The organism is Rhodomicrobium sp. R_RK_3 (assembly GCF_002198715.1).
Lineage (GTDB): Bacteria > Pseudomonadota > Alphaproteobacteria > Rhizobiales > Rhodomicrobiaceae > R-RK-3.
Genome location: NZ_MWLK01000006.1, coordinates 1 through 16,441, shown reverse-complemented (window position 1 = coordinate 16,441; position 16,441 = coordinate 1). Strand labels below are relative to the sequence as shown.

The following is a 16,441-nucleotide window of genomic DNA, read 5'->3' as shown; positions in this document are numbered from 1 at the left end:
GCCTCCCAATTATTCGCCGCATGAAACGAAGGCGGGCTCCGTAAGCTCCCGCAAACATTGATTGTTCCCGTTCCGCCCGCAAAGCCTTCAGACCGGAACGGATCCGAGGAGACCGCATTTTGCCGACAGATTTGAATGACGAACCGGATGAGCAAACCATCATCGGAGAGTTCCGCTGCCTGATGGATGTCGCCCCGCCGCTCGCTCCCGAGAGCCTCGGCGGCGATACGCGGCTGACGCCGCGCTGGACGCTCGGCGCGGTCGACCATTACGTGCCGGGCATGTCGGCGCATGTCGTCAAGACCTATTACGGCGCCGAACGCGAGACGGTCTGGCGGCGCGGCGGCGTCACCCTCTCCGGCCTGACCCGGCCGGGCACCATCACCCTGATCCCCAAGGGGCATGACGGACATTGGTATGTCGGCGGGCAGAGCGAGATGTCGCACATTTTCCTGACCGAGCGGCGCCTGCGCTCCTGGGCGGATCAGATCGCCGGGGGGCGGCGCGTGGAGCTGGTCGACCGGCTCGCCTTCGAGGACGGGGCGGCGGCCCGCATCCTGGAACTGCTCGCCCGGGAAGCGGCGCAGAGCGACCCCGCCGCGCGCCTGTTCGTGGAGCAGGCCATCGATCTCCTCTGCACCCAGCTCATCCGGCGCCATTGCGTATCGTCGGGGCTCGGCGCGCCGGCTCCGAACCGCGGCGGCCTTGCCGACTGGCAGGTGAAGCGCGTGACCGCCTATATGATTGAGCATCTCGACAAGACCATCGGCCTCGACGAGCTCGCCGGGCTGGTCAAGCTGAGCCGCTTCCATTTCTGCACGTCGTTCCGGGTCGCGACCGGGCGCACGCCGCATGAATGGCTGACGCAGCAGCGCATGGACCGCGCCCGAGGGCTGCTGGCCGATGCGTCGCTGCGCATTACCGATGTGGCGCTGGCGGTGGGATATCAGACGCCCTCCGCCTTCACGGCAAGTTTCCGCAAATTCACGGGCGTGACGCCGTCCGAATACCGGCGGCGCCAGCTCTGACCGTCATCCCCGCTCGCGCGGGGATGACTTTTATTGGCCCACTAGACGTCCAGCAGGTTCTCGATCCGGATCGGCAGTTCGCGCACCCGTTTTCCGGTCGCATGGAACACGGCGTTGGCGATCGCGGGCGCCATGCCGACCAGCGCGACCTCGCCCAGGCCCTTGACGCCGAGCGGATTGACATGCGGGTCCTGCTCCTCGACGAAATGCGCCTCCAGATGCGGCACGTCGAGATTCACCGGCACGAGATAATCCCCCATATGCGCGTTGACCGGGCGGCCGTCGCGCGGGTCGAGGGCGGTGCGCTCCATCAATGCCATGCCGAGGCCGCCGACCATGCCGCCGATGCACTGGCTCGTCGCCAGCTTCGGATTGACGATGCGTCCGGCCCCGTAGGCACCGACCGCCCGGCGCAGGCGGACGAGACCCAGATCGGGATCGACGGAGACTTCGACGAAGACCGCGCCGAAAGCGTGCATGGAATATTGCTTGGCGATCGCGGCATCGCGCGCGGCGGACGCGCCCGCTTCGACCGGCGAGCCGCCGGCGCCCGTCACCAGCTCGCTATAGGATGGCCCGGCGGCAGCATCGCCCTTGCGGCTCAGGCGCCCTTCCCGCCATTCGACGCTATCGATGGAGGCGCCGAAAAGCTGTGATCGCCGGTCCGCGACCGCCCGCTTCGCCAGCTCCGCCTGCACGGCGAGGCACGCCGCGCGCACCGCCGACCCGACCGAGGACATGGTCTGCGAACCGCCATGCGACGGCGTCGCCGGGAAATCGGACCGGCCGAGGCTGAAGCGCACCTTGTCCAGAGGCAGGCTGAGCGTCTCCGCCGCGACTTGGGTCATGGACGTATAGGTGCCGGGGCCCATGTCGCTTGACGCCGCCTCGACCTCGGCGGACCCATCGGCGAGGAGGCGGACGCGGGCGCTGGCCGGCGAGAAGAAGCACGGATAGGACGCCGAGGCGACGCCCCAGCCGATCAGCAGCCGCCCGTCGCGCATGGCGCGCGGCCGCGGATCGCGGCTCGCCCAGCCGAAGCGTTCGGCGCCAAGTGCGTAGCATTGCATGAGCGAGCGGCTCGAGAACGGGAGCTTTTCGGCCTCGTCGATCGCGGGCTCGTTGCGCCGCCGCAGCTCGACGGGGTCGATGCCGAGCTTGTAGCTCAATTCGTCGATGGCGGATTCGACCGCGTACATGCCGCTCGCCTCGCCCGGCCCGCGCATAAAGGTGGGCGTGCCGGTATCCATCGGCAGCAGCCGGTAGCGGGTCCGCACATTCGGGCAGGAATACATGAAGCCGGAAGTCGAGGTGAGCGCTTCGACGAACTGCTCGTAGCGGCTGGTCTCGCCGCTGCCCTCATGGATCAGGCTGGTGAGCCGCCCGTCCGTGGTCGCGCCGAGCGCGACGCGCTGCAGCGTTCGCGGCCGATGGCCGGTGGTGTGGAACATCTGCCGCCGGGTGAGCACCAGCTTGACCGGACGCCCGACCTGCCGCGCCGCGATGGCCGCGAGCGTCACATGCGGCCAGGTCCGCAGCGAGGTGCCGAAACCGCCCCCGACGAACGGGCAGATCACCTGGACATTCGCCGCCGGCATGCCGAAAATGGCGGCGATCTCGGCCTGCTCGTTGACGACGAACTGGCTCTTGCTCCACAAGGTCAGGCGGTCGCCCGACCAGGCGGCGATGGTCGCATGGGGCTCCATCGGCGTGTGGTTCTCCCGGGCCATGTCGAAGCTGGCCTCGACGGTGACGGGCGCGGCGGCGAAGGCGGCATCGGCATCGCCGCGCGATCTGTCGGCCCCGGCGCGGCCAGCCTGAGGGGCGACCGGCTGCACCTTGGCATCAAGCGGGTCGACGACCGGGGTTTCGCCCGCGTAGCTCACCGCCAGGGCGGCGGCGGCGCGTTCGGCATGGTCGAGGCTGTCCGCGACGATCACGGCGACCGGCTGGCCGTAGAACCGCACCTGATCGTCCTGCAGCACATGCAGCCGCTCGCCGTTGGCGGGATCGGTGCCGCCCTTATGCGGCTGATAGGCGAGGCGCGGCGCGTTGAGATGGCTGATCACCGCCCGCACGCCGGGCATTTGCGCGACCGCCCCGGCGTCGATGCGCAGGATGCGGCCGAGGCCGACCGTGCTGCCGACGACCACGGCGTAGAGCTGGTCCGGCTGGTTGAACTCGGCGGCGTAGCGCGCTCCGCCGGTGACTTTCGCGCGGCCGTCGACGCGCGAATGCGGCTTGCCGATTGCTTGCATGGTCATGCGACCTCTCCCGCCATTTCGAGCGCCCGGACGATGGTCCGCGGCAACAGTTCGACCTTGTAGTGATTGCCGGATAGCGGCTTGACGCCCTCCGTTGCCTGGCGGGCCGCAGCCTCGAAGGCGGCCCGATCCGGCGCCTTGCCGATCAGCGCGCGCTCGACGGCCCGCATCCGCCAGGGCCTGGTGCCGACGCCGCCGCAGGCGATCCGGGCATCGCGGACGATCCCGCCTTCGACATGGAGCGCCGCCGCGGCGGAGACGACCGCGAACTCATAGGAGGAGCGGTCGCGCACCTTCAGGTAGCGCGCGCGCCGGGCGTGGGGGCCGCCCGGCACGCGGATTTCGGCGATCAGCTCGCCCGGCCGCAGCGTGTGTTCCAGATGCGGCGTCGTGCCGGGAAGCCGGAACAGCTCGTCCACCGGGAACGACCGCTCATAGCCGGGGCCGGTCACGCGCATCGTCGCGTCGAGCGCGATCAGCGCCACCGCGAGGTCGGAGGGATGGGTCGCCGCGCATTGGTCGCTGGTGCCGAGGATGGCATGGCCGCCGTTGAGGCCCTCGATGGCCGAGCAGCCGGTCCCGGGCGCGCGCTTGTTGCAGCCGGCGTCGAGCATCCGGAAAAAGGGGCATCGGCAGCGCTGCAGGAGATTGCCGCCGATGGAGGCGACATTGCGCAATTGCGGCGAGGCGCCCTCGACCAGCGTTTCGGCGATCAGCGGCTGCAAGCGCTGCGTCTCCGGGTGCGCCGCAACTTCCGACATGCGGGCCAGCGCGCCGATGACGAGATCGCCGCCCTCGGCGCGGATGTGCTTGATCGGCAGCGCGTTGATGTCGACGAGCTTTTCCGGCCGCTCGACCTCCTCGCGCATCAGGTCGATCAGCGTCGTCCCGCCAGCGATGTAGCGGCCTCCCTGTCCGGCGGCGGCAATCGCCTCGGCCTCCGTCAGGACTTTCTGCAAGGTGAACGGGATCATGAGCGCACCGCCTTGTTCGCCTGGGCGATCGCGGCGACGATGCCGGGATAGGCGCCGCAGCGGCAGATATTGCCGCTCATCCACGCCTTGATCTCGGCCGGCGAGCCCGCATGGCCTTCCGCGATGCAGCCGAGGCCGGACATGATCTGGCCGCCGGTGCAATAGCCGCATTGGAAGCCGTCATGTTCGATGAAGGCGGCCTGCAGCGGATGCAGCGCCTCGCCTTGCGCCACCCCTTCGATGGTGGTGATCTCGGCGCCGTCATGCATGGCGGCGAGCGTCAGACAGGCATTGACCCGCTGGCCGTTGAGAAGAATGGTGCACGCCCCGCAGGCGCCCTGATTGCAGCCCTTCTTCGTGCCCGTCAGGTTCAGCCTTTCGCGCAGCACGTCGAGGATCGACTGGCGCGGGTCGATGGCCAGCTCATGCGCGTGGCCGTTGACGGTGATGCGCAAACTGTGCCCGGCTGCCGCCCCGGCCTCCGCCGCCGCTGCTGAATCCGCCGCCCCGCCGGGCAAGGCGGCGAGCGCCACCGCGCCTGCCGTCGCCTGGAGCACCTCGCGGCGCGATACGGGGGGAAACGCCGCCGCGGCGGGCGGGATATGTGAAGTCTCCTCTGGCATCGACGCTCTTCCTTTCGGGTCAGATTCAAATCCAAGGCTTGGCCAAGAAGGTAATGGGCGGCCCGGCCCGCTGCTGTTCGGATGTTTCGGCGAATGTCGCAGCATTTCGGAGATCGCGGGCGCGGCCGCTACAGACGCCTCCGGTATTCCGTCGGGGTCACGCCCGTCAGTCTGCGGAAGCGCGCGGAAAAGGCGGAGGGCGTCTGATAGCCGACCGCCAGCGCGACATCGGTGATGCGCAGCGAGGGATCGGCCAGCAGCTCCCGACCTTGCGCGATGCGCTCCTCGATCAGCCATGCATGCGGCGTGCGGCCGGTCGCCTGCCGGAAGGCGGTGCAGAAATAGAAGCGGCTCAGCTTGATCAGCGCGGCGAGCTCGTCCAGATTGATCTCCTCGGCCAGATGCTCGCGCATATAGGCGGTCACGCGCTTGACCTGCCAGCCGGCGAGCCCGCGATACGATCCCGGCGCGCCGGGCGGTGTCTCGCGGCGCGCGAGCGGGGCTTCGAGCAGTTCGACAGCCCGCTCGATGAAGCGGCGGGAGGACGGGTCGCTCTGCGCCGCCTCGCGGCCGAGCACGTCCAGGATGCGGGCGATCTCCCCGAGCGGGTCGCCAAGCCCGCCGCCGGGTGGGGTCCCACCGCCGCTTCCTAATATTGATTCAGCCCCGTCGGGGATCCGCCAATCGGCCAATGTTCGCTCCATTCCAAAGCGTTAGTCCGCTCAAGCTCCCAGCTCAGGGCGTTGCAACGCAATGAAAGTCGGTGCACGGCCGGCGTGCAGAAATGTTTAGCGGCTCGCGCGGCGCCAGCACCGATATGCCGGCTGTGGCCCGCGAGGCCGGTCGTCCACGGATTAAAAAAAACACCAAAACCCCATGACAGCCGGCGGCCGCGGCCGGGCCTAGGATCCCGCCATCGCCTGAAGCCACGGGAGAAAGACATAGAAATGACGGCGCGGAATGGAAAAACAGCAATCGTCACCGGTGCGTCGCGCGGCATCGGTGCGGCCGTCGCCGAACGGCTGGCGGCGGATGGCTTCGCCGTCATCGTCAATTTCGCGGCCAATGCCGACGATGCCGAGGAACAGGTCGCGCGCATCCTCAAGCGGGGCGGCCAGGCGAGCGCCGTCCGGGCCGATGTCAGCGATCCCCGCGCGATGCAGGCAATGTTCGACAGCGCCGAGCGCATCTATGGCGGCGTCAACGTGCTGGTCAACAATGCGGGCATCGCGCAGCTCGCGACCGTCGCCGAAACCGACGACGCGCTGTTCGACCGCCATGTCGCGATCAACCTCAAAGGCGTCTTCAACGGCCTGCGGGAGGCGGCAAGGCGCCTGCGGCCGGGCGGGCGGATCATCAGCTTTTCCTCGAGCGCCGTCGGACTCTACCAGCCGACCTATGCCGCCTACGCCGCGACCAAGGCGGGCGTCGAGGCGATGACCCATGTGCTGGTCAAGGAATTGCGCGGCCGCAACATCACCGTGAACGCCATCGCGCCCGGACCGACCGCCACCGAGCTGTTCCTGCATGGCAAGCCGCAGGAGGTGGTCGACCATCTCGGCTCGCTGCCGCCGCTCGAACGGCTCGGCCTGCCGGCCGACATCGCGGCGGCCGTCGCCTTCCTCGCCGGACCGGACGGCGGCTGGATCAACGGCCAGGTGCTGCGCGCCAATGGCGGCATCATCTGAGCCCCCTACCGGCCTCAACCTTTCAAATCAACCTCTCGATGGAGCTGCCAATGTCGATGCCGACCAAATTCCCCAACGCCAAGACCGAAAGCCCCTTCACGTCGATGCGCGGCGACCATGCCGGCATCCGCGTGCCCGATTTCGATGCCGCCATCGCCTGGTACACCGAGAAGCTGGATTTCCGCGTCATCCATACCTGGCCCTATGGCGACCTGAAGCTGGCCTATGTCGCCCCGGCGGTCGATTCCGGCTTCAAGATCGAGATCCTGGCCGGCGCGGGCGCGGCCGGCCGGCCCTCCTACAAGGATCTCGGCGACAGCCTCAACCTCGCCGGCTGGCATCACATCTGCATCGGCGTCGACGATGCCGACGCAACCGTCGCCGAGTTGCGCCGCCGCGGCGTCACCATCGTCACCGAGCCTTTCGACCTTCCCGTCATCAGCCGCCGGCTCGCCTTCTTCGCCGACCCCTGGGGCAATCTGTTCGAACTGACCCAGGTGCTTGCCTGACGGGCATCGAGGGGGCGGCGCGCGTGCGGCGCGGCTCCCCCCGGGAGGCCGGTAAGCGGGTCATTTCGCGAGCCGGCCGATGATGAGATCCAGAAGCGCCCGCAGCCGCATCAGCCGCCGCAGGTCGCGGTGATAGCCCAGATAGGCGTCCCGGCCGGGCGGCTCTTCGCCGATATCCAGGCGGACGATGCCCGGCACGACGTCGCCGAGCGGGCAGGGGAGCACGGCGAGCCCGGCGCCTCTGGCGCACAGCGCCGCCTGCACGTCGCGATTGTTGCTGCGGCAGGCGGCATGGGCCCCCGGCAGCGCGCGCCGCAGCCAGATCGCATCCGGCATCTCGGCGAGCGCCAAGTCCATGGTGATGACGCGGGCGCCGTAACCGTCGCCCAGCCTTGGCGGCTCCGTGCCGGCCGGGCCGTACAGCGCGTAGGGCAGGTGCAGCAGCCGCCGCGAAACCACTTCCGGATCCTCGAACGGCCGGATGCGGAATGCCAGATCGGCCTCGCGGCGGGGCAGGCTGTAGTGGCGCGAATCCGCCAGCAATTCGACCCGCACCTTCGGATGCAGCTCCCCGAATTCGGCGAGCACCGGGGCCAGGATATGAATGCCGAACCAGTCGGGCGCGGTCAGCCGCAACATGCCCTCGAGCTGGGTGTCACGGCCGGCGAGCTGGCGCTGGAAGGCGAGCGCCTCCTCCTCCATGCGCTCGGCATGGACGAGCACCGAGTTGCCTTCGTCGGTCAGGAAAAATCCCTCGGTGGTGCGCTGGAACAGCGTGTGGCCGACGGCGCCTTCGAGCGCGCGCAGGCGGCGTCCCATGGTTGGCTGGGTCTGGCCGAGCTTGCGGGCGGCGGCGCTGAGCGTGCCCTCGCGCGCAATGGCGAGGAAGACGCGCAGGTCGCTCCACTCCACGCCGCTGTTCGAGCCCCAAAAAAATTGCATAGCCGAAGGACACTTATCGATTGTCTCCGCCGTCATGGCGGGTTCATCCGCAAAGATAGGAAGGAACCGGCAGCGGCGAGAGGGAGAATGCCGGGCGGCATCGTTGACTAAAAGGCAACATGCGGGCATTGCTTTTTGCATGGACAAGCTCCCGCCCCTCAATCCCTTGCGCGCTTTCGAAGCCGCTGGCAGGCTGCAGAGCATCCGCCGGGCGGCGGAGGAGCTGTCCGTCACGCCCGGCGCGATCAGCCGCCAGGTGCGCAGCCTCGAAACCCATCTGGGCATCCGCCTCTTCCGCCGCGCCCCGCGCGAGATCGTGCTGACCAACGAAGGCGAGCATTATCTCGCCGCCATCACGCAGCATCTCGACGGCATCCGCGAGGCCACCGAAAAGCTTACCGGCAGGCGGGCCAGGGACGTGCTGCGCGTCCGCGCCTATACGACCTTCGCCATGAAATGGCTGATCCCGCGCCTCGGCAGCTTCCACGCCGCCAACCAGACCACCGAGGTCCGCCTCACCACCTCGAACGAGACCGTCGATTTCGGCCGCGAGAGCGTCGACGGCGCGATCCGGCTCGGCGACGGCAATTGGCCGGGCGTCGAGACCGACCGGCTCCTGCCGAACGAACTGGTGCCGCTCTGCACGCCGGCCTTTCAGCGGGCGCATGGGCTGACGAGCGTCAACGATCTGGCCAAGGTGGTGCTGCTGCACTCGATCGTGCGGATGGATGATTGGCGCTACTGGCTGCGGGCCGCCGGCGCGCCGCATATCGACGCCTATGCCGGGGACAAATATGCCAGCTCGACGCTCGCCTATCAGGCGGTGCTGCAGGGGCTCGGCATCATGATGGCGCAGAAGGCATTCTTCCTCGACGATCTGCGCGAGGGGCGCCTGATCCAGCCTTTCGGCCCGGCGCTGGACCGCGGCAGCTTCACCTATTACTTCATCTTCCCCAAGGACCGGCTGCGCAACCCGGCCTTCCGGCGTTTTCGTGCCTGGCTCATCGAGCAGGCCCAGGCCGAGGCCGCCGCGAGCGCTGCCCAGGCGCCGTCCTCCTCCTAGAGGCGAGATCAATTCGGGAACGCCTGGCCTCACGGCACCAGAGCGCTGCTTGTCGTCTCCAAGGTCGCCGGCGACCTGCCGCGCGGGTGGCGCAAGCGCGTCGCAAACCATAGCCGCGCCTGCCGCTCCTCTGTTCCGTTCTTGCTGGAATGCGCCGCGATTGCGGCAACCTTGCCGCCGTCCTCGCGAGGAGACCGCATTTCCAGCCGCACGGTTTCATTTGCAATGCCCTGGTAATGCGCGTGCAGCGTGACTGACGTTTTTTCAGGAGGCCCGCGCGTATTCACCCGCGTCCGGCAAACTGCGCGTGCCGGGAATTGCATCCCGCGGCGCATGGATCTTGATTGTTCATCACTGACAGGAGGCCCCAATGCGGGCAATCGGCTTCAATCATCTTTCCGTCGCGGCGACGGATCTTGAAGCGTCATTGCGCTTTTACGAGACGGTGTTCGGAATGGAGCGCATCCCGACTTACAATTTCGGTTTCCCCGCGCAATGGCTGCGCTGCGGGACGCTGCAGCTCCATCTGTTCCAGCTTAAGGACGCGTTGGCGCGCTACCAGCATTTCGCGCTCGACGTGACCGACTTCCATGCGGTCTATGAGGCTGCGAAGGAGCTCGGAGCGCTCGATGAGACGACCTTCAGCAATTCGATCAATGAATTGCCCGGCGGCAGCGTTCAAATGTATCTGCGCGATCCCGGCGGCAATCTTCTGGAGGTCGACTGGCCCGATGTGACAACGCTCGACCGGTCGCGCATTCCCGAAATGAAGAAGCTCGCCGATTCCTTCACCCAGACGGGTGAGGCCCTGGCTGCCTCGCTCTATTTCGACCGGTCCGGCTTCGATCCTGCTTCATACCGATAGCAAGGCGGGGGGCAAGCGGCAGGCAGAAGCAAGCTGCCGCTGCCCCCTCCGGTGCGCGGGAAGTCCGGTTGCAAAATCAACGAATTGCCTTAGCGCGACTTGCCCACATCCCCCTCGGGGGTGCCGGCGGAGGCAAGGCCGCCGGTCCGGGGGCGGCCCTCGGGCGCGGCGCTGAGCTCGGAGCCGCGGCGCTTGCCTTTGGGAGCCTCGACCTTGATCGTGTCGCCTGGCAGCACAGGCGTGTTCTCGCCCGCCACGAATTCGACGGTCTTGCCGCCGGTATTGCGGACGATCTTGTAGACCATCTGCGCCGCGTCGCCCGTGTCGTCGTCGAGCAGCAGGCCCGGCGCGATGACTTCCGAATCATAGACGAGCTTGGCGGCGGTGTTGCGTTTGCTCTGGACCTGTTCGAGCAGGCGCTTGGTCTCGCGCAGATCGACGGTGACATCGGATTTGCGCTTGTTCTGCAATTCAAGAATGGCGATGTCGGTGCGGGAGATGTCCTGCTTGGCCTTGATGGCGCTGCCGTCGAGCCGCAAACCGTCGCCCTCGAGCTGGGCCGAGAGCCGCTCCAGTTCGAGCTGGCGCGTGCCGGTGGTCAGGCCCTTGCTGGCGAGCCCGCGCACCTTTTCCAGTTCCTCGGTCACCAGCCGCTGCTGGGTATTGTGGACATCGCGCTGGTTCTTCAGCGATTGGACTTCCTGCTCGAGAAAGACCTTGAGCTGCTTGGTCGCGCTCAACTGCGTCGCATAGGCGAAATTGCGGGCCTCGAAAATCAGCTTCTCCTGCTCCATCAGCCGCATGACATGCGGCTGGTCCTTCTGGTCGGCGAGGGCGGGCGGGAAGGTGATCTCGGTGGCGCCGGCCAGTTCGGCTTCGAGCCGGGCATTGCGCGCGATCAGACCGTCGAGCTCGCTGAGCAGAACATCGAGTTCGCCGCGCGAGGTGATGGCCTCGCGCTGCAGCCGCGGGTCGCGGGTACGCACCAGTCCGCTTGCCACGCTGACGGCGCGCAGCACCGTCATGCCCGGCTGATAGGGATATTGGCCGGGCTTTTCCACCTGCCCGAACAGGTACATCGGCCGGTATTCGACGATCTCGACGGTCGCATCCGGCGGTGCGGCGAGCCGCATCCGGTCCTTCAATTGCTCGGAAATCCGCTGCGCCAAATCGCCCGTGGTCAGCCCCAGCACCGGGATCTCGCCGACCAGCGGCAAGGCGAGCTGCCCGGCCGGCCCGATGGTATATTTGTCGTTAAGCGCTTCCCAGGCATAGATCTGATCGATGGACGGCCGCCATTCGACGACCTTGACGCTGATGACGTCCTGAGGTCCGAGCCGGTAGGGCGCGGATGCGGTCTGCTCCTCGGCAACGGGCATCTGGGCCGGCTTCATTTCCGCTGCCATAACAGGCCCAGAGCCAAGCACCAGGCCACCAATCGCGCAGCAGGCGAAACGCCGAAAACCCATATCCATCGTCGATACCCTCGAAGGTGAACCCCTTGGCGGGGCGCTCCCAGCCGGACGTTCATCGCATAAGTTGCCAATGCAACGTCTCGGTTTGCTTTCCAACACCGTAACACGTGACGCGGGCTGCGCCAGTTTGATCTGGCAACGCACTTAACCGGGGGCCGGCCCGGGCCGGTTGCGGAGCCCTCCGGCCTCGGTCGCGGGCGGCAGCAGCAGGCGCCAGAGGAAGCCATAGGCCCAGCTCAGATGCATCACCATCGCCGCCGGTCCGCTGAGCGCCGTGCAGACATTGCCCGCCTTGAGCGCCAGGGCGAGGCCCCAGCCGCAGCACAGGCCGGCATAGAGCAGAGGCACGAGCAGAAATTCCGGAACCAGCGGTGCGAGCAGCAGCGCTCCCGCATTGCCGACGAAAATCACCACCGGCAGGATCTGGCGCGGACGCGGGATCGCCCTGTGCTTCATCAGCGTATTGGCGCGGCCCCAGCCATAATTGCGGTATTGGCGGCCCAGCGCGCTGAAATCGGCACGCGGGAAATAGTCGATGGCGAGATCGCCGATCAGCCAGATGCGCCGGCCCGAGCGGAGGACGCGCTGGTCATATTCGGCGTCCTCATTATGGCGGAAGCTTTCGTCATAGCCGCCGAGCGCCAGATAGGCCTCGCGGTCGAAGGCGGCGTGATGGCCATGGTCGACATAGCAGGAGGCGCCCGCGCGGCGATGGGCCGAGCCGCCATTGCCGAGCCGGCTGTTGGACGCCGCCGCAATCGCCTTCTGCAGGCAGCCGCGCCCGACGCTGCGCATCGTCACCACCACCGAAGCGGCGCCCTTTTCCCTCAGCGCCGCGACGCAGCGCTCGGCAAAGCCTTCCGGATAATGCGAATGGCAATCGGCACGCAGCAGATATTGCGCCTGCGGCGAGGCGTCGCGCGCGGCGATGTTCATGGCGGCGGACTGGATCTTGCGCGGATTGGCCAGGAGCTTGATGCGGCCGTTCTCCTCGCCGAGCCGTTCGACGATCTCCGCCGTGCGGTCGGTGCTGCCGCCATCCATCACCAGCAGCTCGTAATCGATGCCGCCGTCATCCTCCGGCGTCACCGAGGCGATCGCGGCTTCGATATAGCCTTCCTCGTTCAGCGCGGGCATGATGATGGCGACGAAGGGCTTGGCATCCGCGCTCATCGGCTGCCGGCCTTGTCGCTAACGGGACCGCTCATGCCGCTCTCCCTTCCTGTCGATTGCTCCCGCGATCTGACGATGAAAGCCTTGATAAAGGTTCAAGCGGGCGCGAATACGCGTTCGCGTGGGGCCGCGTCCGTGCTCATTTGGCATAAACCGGATGGCGTGAACTGGGCAGACACTCTTTCGAGAGATGATTAATCATAAGGGGTATCCCCCGGCGATACCGAACCGGAACACATGCTAAAGAGGGAGGCCTTCGGCTTTTCCATTGTGAGTATCACGGCTTGGCAGATGAAATTTGACATCGTTTATTAGGGGCCGCGATTTGACGTGCTGGCTGCCTGCCTCGACGCGGGCGGCCAACAAGAAGGGTTCCGGCGCATGCAGTCCCTGATACGCGATCATCCGGCGCGAGCCGAGACGACCGGCGCGGCAGCCATGCCCGGCGCGGAACCGGGACCGCTGATCGCCTTTTTCGGACATGATTCGGCGGAGAGCACGGTCATCAAGCGGGCGCGCGGCTTTCAGGCGAGCGGCGCGCGCGTGATGGGCTTCATGTTCCGGCGCGAGCGCGAAGGACGCGACGCGGCGCCCGAATGGGACAATGTCGACCTCGGAACCACCGTCGATCGCAACTATCTGGAGCGACTGCCGAAATTGCTGCTGGGCGTGATCCGCGCGGTGCGCCGGCGGGCGCTTCTGCGCCAGTGCGACGCCATCTATGCCCGCAATCTCGACATGCTGCTGGTCGCGGTGCTGGCGAAGGCCCTCACCGGCGCCAAGGCGCCGATCGCCTATGAGGTGCTCGACGTGCGCCGGGTGTTTCTGGGCGACGGGCTCGCCAGCCGGCTGTTCCGCTGGGCCGAGCGCCGGCTGATGGCGGGCTCGAGCCTGCTGGTGGTCAGCGCGCCCGACTATATCCGCCATTATTTCGAGCCTCGTCAGAATTACACCGGCCGCTGGTTCCTGCTCGAAAACAAGCTTCCCGCCGCCGCCTTCCCGGAGGGCGGCGCTTTGCCGCAAGGCGGGCTGCCGCCCGGGCCGCCATGGGTGATCGGCATGTTCGGGGTGCTGAAATGCGCCCGCAGCATGGCCATCCTCACCCATCTGGCGGAGCGCCTCGGCGACAAGGTCGCCATCACGCTGCGCGGCATCCCGTCCGAAACCGATATTCCGGCCGAAACCATCCGCGCCGCCGCCGCCCGCCTTCCGAACCTGACTTTCGAAGGCCCTTACGTCAATCCGCGCGACCTGGCCGAGATCTACAGCAAGGTCCATTTCATCTGGACCGCCGATTTTCTCGATCCCGGCGGCAATTCCGAATGGTGCCTCGCCAACCGGCTCTACGAGGGCGGGCTGATGGGCGCCGTGATGATCGCCGCGAGCGGCAATGCCACGGGCGACATGGTCGAGCGTGAACATCTTGGCTTCACGCTCGCGGAACCACTGGAGGAGGAGGCCGTTAGGTTCTTAGAAACACTGACTGAAGACGAATATACCGCCGCCCGCCATTCCGTGCGCCACGCCGATCCGGCGCTTTTCATCGACACGACCGACACGGCCCGGCTGGTCCGGGCCGTTTGCAAACCCTGACCTTTTCGATCTCCATATGATTTTTCGACTGCGTTTTTCCGTTGCCGCGCATTGAGCCGTTTGTCTTTAAACCAAACTTTAGGTATTGCCATGAGCTTGCGCATTTTAGCACCGACGCGCTACCCCTGGTTGTTCAATGGTCCCCGCTATTCCGCCAATCGAGTCGACCGGCGCGGCTTCGTCCCCGTCAACCGGCTCTGGAAGCGTTTTGAAGCCGTGACCGTCTTCAACCCGCTGCCGCTGCAGGGGTTCGACCTGATCCATGCCTTCAACCGCATCCCGATCGAGCCGCTGCCCTTCATCATCGGTTTTGAATCGCATCTGCCGCGCGCCTACGGCCTTGAACACACCGGCTATTTCCAGAAGGTCAGCCAGTTGCTCGCCGGGCCGCGATGCAGGCGCATCATCGCCATCTCTGAGCACGCCCGGCGCACCTTCCGCGCCGTCCACCGGCAGAGCGGCCTGCTCGACCGGCTGGAGCCCAAGCTCGGCGTGCGCTATCCCAATATCGACATCCCCGACATCCCCGATCAGATGGCGGGCGAGGCGATCGAGCCTTTCATCATCACCTTCGTCGGCAATCATTTCGGGCGCAAGGGCGGCTGCGTGGCGGTGCGCCTCGCCCAGATCGCGCTGGAGCGCGGGCTGAACCTCCAGGTCAACATCGTCTCGACCCTGGAGGCTGGCGCGAGTGTGTGGACCGACCCGCTCCGGCCGGGCTTCTTCGAGCCCTATTTCGAGCTGTTGAATCTGCCCAATGTGCGTCACCGGTCCGGTTTGCCGAATGATGCGGTGCAGCGGCTGCTGCGCCGGTCGCATCTGTCGCTGCTGACCACCTTCTCCGACACGTTCGGCTACAGCATCATCGAATCCATGGCCAATTGGACCCCCGTCCTGGCGACCCGGCAAAGCGCGGTGCCCGAGTTCATCAATGCGGGGGAGAACGGCCTGCTGCTCGACCTGGAGACCAACGAGCTCGGCGACTGGGTGCATTCCGGCATGGCCGGGCGGGGCGAGCCCGGTTTCGAGGCGATCTATGCGGGCGAGATCGAACGGCTGGCGCAGGCGAGCGTCCAGGCCGTTACCGATTTGATACGCGACCCGGCCCGGCTGGCCGCCATGCGGAAGGCCGCGCGCGCAAAATCGGTAACGCTGTTCGATTCTCGCAAAGCCAACGTCTATTGGGATAGGCTATACCGACTTGTCGCGGAAGGACAGGAAGGTTGGCCAAAGGATGACGATTGAGCTAAGAAGCGGGCCGGTATTTGGCGTTATGTTGTTGAGTTTGCTCGCTGCGACTGCTTTTCCCGCCGGCGCGCAGGACGCCGAAGCGGGCGCCGGCGCCTCGTTCGTCGACGAATTCGACCGTATCGATCCGGCACGCTGGTACAAGTCGGATGGCTGGGCCAACGGCACGCACCAGAATTGCACCTGGTCCAAGAAGAACGTGCATATTGTCGACGGCACGCTGGAACTGGTGCTGGAGCCGGAGGATGCCGGCGCGGCCACCGAGGGCCGGCCCTATAGCTGCGCGGAGATGCAGACCCACGATTCCTATGGCTACGGCACCTATGAAGTGCGGATGCGCCCGGCGGCGGCGTCCGGGCTGGTCAGCGCCTTCTTCACCTATATCGGGCCGAGGCCGGATGCGCCGAACCCGCATGACGAGATCGATATCGAGTTCCTGGGCAAGGACCGGCACGCCGTCCAGCTCAACTATTTCGGCGAGGCCAAGGGCGGCCACGAATATATGGCGCCCTTGCCGTTCGATGCCTCGCAGACCATGGCCGATTACGCCTTCGAATGGGCGCCCGATGCCATCCGCTGGTACCTCAACGGCGAGCTGATGCACGAGGAGAAGCGCCAGGAGGGCACGCCCTTCCCGAACACGCCGGGCAAGATCATGCTCAGCATCTGGGGCGGCGTCGACCTGGATGGCTGGCTCGGCAAGTTTGACTATCCCGGCCAGCCCCTCATCGCCCGCTACGACCGCATCGCCTTCACCAAGGCCGGCGAAAAATGCCAGTTCCCGGAATCGATCGTCTGCCGCCGCCACGGCAAGAGCGCGCGGAATTAGAGCGCGGCCCGTCCGGCACATGCCCGAGCCCATGCCGCAGCCAACCCCCTCTCCCATGGGAGACCTTTGCGTATCGAAGGTCCTCTCCCCGTCGTCCCGGACGGCCGTCAGGCCGAGCCGGGACCCAATCATATTTCCGCTATTGCTGCGGCAAGTGGAGAGGCGAG

15 protein-coding genes are annotated in these 16,441 nt (G+C 66.7%); 8 read left to right on the top strand and 7 right to left on the bottom strand.

Annotation, left to right across the window (positions count from 1 at the left end):
- Positions 1-119: 119 nt before the first annotated feature.
- Entirely contained in the window at positions 120-1,028 is a 909-nt protein-coding gene (locus BLEFHOIH_RS02105; RefSeq protein ID WP_245296835.1) for an AraC family transcriptional regulator, read from the top strand.
- A gap of 41 nt (positions 1,029-1,069) precedes the next feature.
- On the opposite strand, the gene BLEFHOIH_RS02100 is transcribed toward BLEFHOIH_RS02105, so the two are convergent.
- The 4 genes from BLEFHOIH_RS02100 to BLEFHOIH_RS02085 form a co-directional block, all read right to left on the bottom strand.
- Positions 1,070-3,292, bottom strand: a complete 2,223-nt coding sequence (locus BLEFHOIH_RS02100) for a xanthine dehydrogenase family protein molybdopterin-binding subunit (RefSeq protein WP_088342854.1) — start codon at positions 3,290-3,292, stop codon at positions 1,070-1,072.
- Positions 3,289-4,266, bottom strand: coding sequence for a xanthine dehydrogenase family protein subunit M (locus BLEFHOIH_RS02095; protein ID WP_088342853.1), 978 nt, complete (start codon positions 4,264-4,266; stop codon positions 3,289-3,291). Before BLEFHOIH_RS02095 ends, BLEFHOIH_RS02100 begins: the two co-directional genes overlap by 4 nt.
- Entirely contained in the window at positions 4,263-4,889 is a 627-nt protein-coding gene (locus BLEFHOIH_RS02090; protein ID WP_088342852.1) for a (2Fe-2S)-binding protein, read from the bottom strand. The genes BLEFHOIH_RS02095 and BLEFHOIH_RS02090 overlap by 4 nt, the downstream gene beginning before the upstream one ends.
- A 128-nt stretch (positions 4,890-5,017) precedes the next feature.
- On the bottom strand, positions 5,018-5,581 hold the full coding sequence (locus BLEFHOIH_RS02085) for an AraC family transcriptional regulator (RefSeq protein WP_245296834.1): 564 nt from the start codon (positions 5,579-5,581) through the stop codon (positions 5,018-5,020).
- Between the two features lie 255 nt (positions 5,582-5,836).
- On the opposite strand from BLEFHOIH_RS02085, the gene BLEFHOIH_RS02080 reads away from it, so the two are divergent.
- Complete coding sequence (locus BLEFHOIH_RS02080) at positions 5,837-6,577, top strand: SDR family oxidoreductase (protein ID WP_088342850.1); 741 nt, start codon at positions 5,837-5,839, stop codon at positions 6,575-6,577.
- A 50-nt stretch (positions 6,578-6,627) separates the two neighbouring features.
- A complete protein-coding gene (locus BLEFHOIH_RS02075; protein ID WP_245296833.1) occupies positions 6,628-7,086 on the top strand; it encodes a VOC family protein in 459 nt (152 codons plus the stop codon).
- A gap of 60 nt (positions 7,087-7,146) precedes the next feature.
- Here the strand turns inward: BLEFHOIH_RS02075 and BLEFHOIH_RS02070 are convergent, their stop codons facing one another.
- Positions 7,147-8,028, bottom strand: a complete 882-nt coding sequence (locus tag BLEFHOIH_RS02070) for a LysR family transcriptional regulator (RefSeq protein ID WP_245296832.1) — start codon at positions 8,026-8,028, stop codon at positions 7,147-7,149.
- A 139-nt stretch (positions 8,029-8,167) separates the two neighbouring features.
- Between BLEFHOIH_RS02070 and gcvA the strand changes: the two genes are divergently transcribed.
- Together gcvA and BLEFHOIH_RS02060 are read left to right on the top strand one after the other, a co-directional pair.
- Positions 8,168-9,091, top strand: a complete 924-nt coding sequence (gene gcvA, locus BLEFHOIH_RS02065) for a transcriptional regulator GcvA (protein ID WP_088342849.1) — start codon at positions 8,168-8,170, stop codon at positions 9,089-9,091.
- 370 nt (positions 9,092-9,461) lie between these two features.
- Entirely contained in the window at positions 9,462-9,956 is a 495-nt protein-coding gene (locus BLEFHOIH_RS02060; RefSeq protein ID WP_088342848.1) for a VOC family protein, read from the top strand.
- A gap of 89 nt (positions 9,957-10,045) precedes the next feature.
- Here BLEFHOIH_RS02060 and BLEFHOIH_RS02055 read toward each other — a convergent pair whose 3' ends face one another.
- The gene (locus BLEFHOIH_RS02055) at positions 10,046-11,350 is read right to left on the bottom strand and encodes a polysaccharide biosynthesis/export family protein (protein WP_170936945.1); all 1,305 of its coding nucleotides are present in this window, start codon (positions 11,348-11,350) and stop codon (positions 10,046-10,048) included.
- Between the two features lie 225 nt (positions 11,351-11,575).
- Complete coding sequence (locus BLEFHOIH_RS02050; protein WP_088342846.1) at positions 11,576-12,604, bottom strand: glycosyltransferase family 2 protein; 1,029 nt, start codon at positions 12,602-12,604, stop codon at positions 11,576-11,578.
- Positions 12,605-12,985: 381 nt separating this feature from the next.
- Here BLEFHOIH_RS02050 and BLEFHOIH_RS02045 point away from each other — a divergent pair, with 381 nt between their 5' ends.
- From BLEFHOIH_RS02045 to BLEFHOIH_RS02035, 3 genes are all read left to right on the top strand, one after another.
- A complete protein-coding gene (locus BLEFHOIH_RS02045) occupies positions 12,986-14,197 on the top strand; it encodes a glycosyltransferase (RefSeq protein WP_125461542.1) in 1,212 nt (403 codons plus the stop codon).
- A 90-nt stretch (positions 14,198-14,287) separates the two neighbouring features.
- Complete coding sequence (locus BLEFHOIH_RS02040) at positions 14,288-15,442, top strand: glycosyltransferase (RefSeq protein WP_088342844.1); 1,155 nt, start codon at positions 14,288-14,290, stop codon at positions 15,440-15,442.
- Between the two features lie 28 nt (positions 15,443-15,470).
- Positions 15,471-16,274, top strand: a complete 804-nt coding sequence (locus tag BLEFHOIH_RS02035) for a glycoside hydrolase family 16 protein (RefSeq protein WP_245296831.1) — start codon at positions 15,471-15,473, stop codon at positions 16,272-16,274.
- Positions 16,275-16,441 lie beyond the last annotated feature (167 nt).